Source organism: Pseudomonas sp. BF-RE-22 (genome assembly GCF_019956155.1).
In the GTDB taxonomy this organism is placed as follows: Bacteria; Pseudomonadota; Gammaproteobacteria; order Pseudomonadales; family Pseudomonadaceae; genus Aquipseudomonas; species Aquipseudomonas migulae.
Map to the genome: position 1 here is coordinate 1 of NZ_JAHBDD010000085.1, position 1,755 is coordinate 1,755.

Sequence of the window (1,755 nt, forward strand, 5' to 3'; positions counted from 1 at the left end):
GGCGATGGCATCACCTCGGTGTATCTGACAGACCGCAGAGATGCCATCGCCAGCAAGCCGGCTCCTACAGGTGGCGTGCGCATCAGCGGATTTCACCTGAACCCCTCCTCCAAGGCATACTTGCCACCCTCCGCACGTCAGATAAAAAAACCGCCCCATGCGTATCCACGTCAGCTTCATCGACCGCGTCGGCATCACCCAGGAAGTCCTGGCCCTGCTCGGTGGGCGCAATCTCAATCTGGATGCGGTGGAAATGGTTCCGCCCAACGTCTACATCGACGCCCCGACCCTGAGCCCGGACGTGCTCGAAGAGCTGCACGACGCCTTGCTCAGCGTGCGCGGCGTGCAAGCGATGACGGTGGTCGACATCCTTCCCGGCCAACGTCGACACTTGCAACTCGATGCGCTGCTCGCGGCCATGACCGACCCGGTACTGGCCCTGGACAGCGCCGGCAAGGTGCTGCTGGCCAACCCGGCATTGATTGCCTTGTACGGTCGCGAACCGGCCGGTGAAAGTGTCGCTGACCTGTTTGCCGATCCCGCATTGCTCGACGCCCTGCTGGAGCACGGCTTTCGTCTGCCGCTGCGGGAGATCACCGTCAACGGCCAGACTTTGTTGTTGGACGCCACGCCGATCACCGACGCCGGCGCCCTGCTGACGCTGTATCAACCGAACCGCATCGGCGAACGCCTCTCGGCGCTGCACCACGACCATGCCGAAGGGTTCGATGCGCTGCTCGGCGAATCCCCGGCGATTCGTACGCTCAAGGCCCGCGCGCAGCGGGTTGCAGCCCTCGATGCGCCGCTGTTGATCCAGGGCGAAACCGGCACCGGCAAAGAACTCGTCGCCCGGGCCTGTCACGCCATCAGCGCGCGGCACAGTTCACCGTTCCTGGCACTGAACTGCGCGGCATTGCCAGAGAACCTCGCCGAAAGCGAACTGTTCGGCTACGCCCCCGGCGCCTTCACCGGCGCGCAACGGGGCGGCAAACCGGGGCTAATGGAATTGGCCAACCAGGGCACGGTGTTTCTCGATGAGATCGGCGAAATGTCGCCGTATTTGCAGGCGAAATTGCTGCGCTTCCTCAACGACGGCAGTTTCCGTCGGGTGGGCGGTGATCGTGAAGTGAAGGTCAACGTGCGGATCCTCAGCGCCACGCACCGCGACCTGGAAAAAATGGTCAGCGAGGGCTCGTTCCGCGAAGACCTGTTCTATCGCCTCAACGTGCTCAACGTCGAAGTCCCGCCACTGCGCGAACGCGGCCAGGACATTCTGCTGCTGGCGCGCTATTTCATGCAGCAGGCCTGCGCGCAGATTCAGCGACCGGTGTGTCGCCTGGCGCCGGGCACTTACCCGGCGTTGCTGGGCAACCGCTGGCCGGGCAACGTGCGGCAATTGCAGAACGTGATCTTTCGCGCCGCGGCGATTTGCGAAAGCAGCCTGGTGGACATCGGCGACCTCGACATCGCCGGCACCTCCGTGGCGCGCCAGAGCGACACAGAAGTCGACAGCCTGGAGCAGGCGATGGAAGAGTTTGAAAAGACCCTGCTGGAAAAACTCTACGTCAGCTACCCCTCGACGCGGCAACTGGCCAGCCGCCTGCAAACCTCCCACACCGCGATTGCCCATCGGTTGCGTAAGTACGGCATCCCCAACAAGCCGTAATAGCTGTTGGTTCGAACGGATTCTTTCGAGAAACCTCGACCTGTAGGAGCCGGCTTGCTGGCGATGGCGATGCTGAAGACGCCATCGCC

General features: G+C 63.2%; 1 protein-coding gene. It reads left to right on the top strand.

Annotation, left to right across the window (positions count from 1 at the left end):
• Positions 1–157: 157 nt before the first annotated feature.
• A complete protein-coding gene (locus tag KGA82_RS27215; RefSeq protein ID WP_008027814.1) occupies positions 158–1,666 on the top strand; it encodes a sigma-54-dependent transcriptional regulator in 1,509 nt (502 codons plus the stop codon).
• Positions 1,667–1,755: the final 89 nt, after the last annotated feature.

Coding starts and splice junctions, on each gene's coding strand:
- KGA82_RS27215 (WP_008027814.1), top strand. CDS start 158: ATGCGTATCCACGTCAGCTTCATCGACCGCGTCGGCATCACCCAGGAA.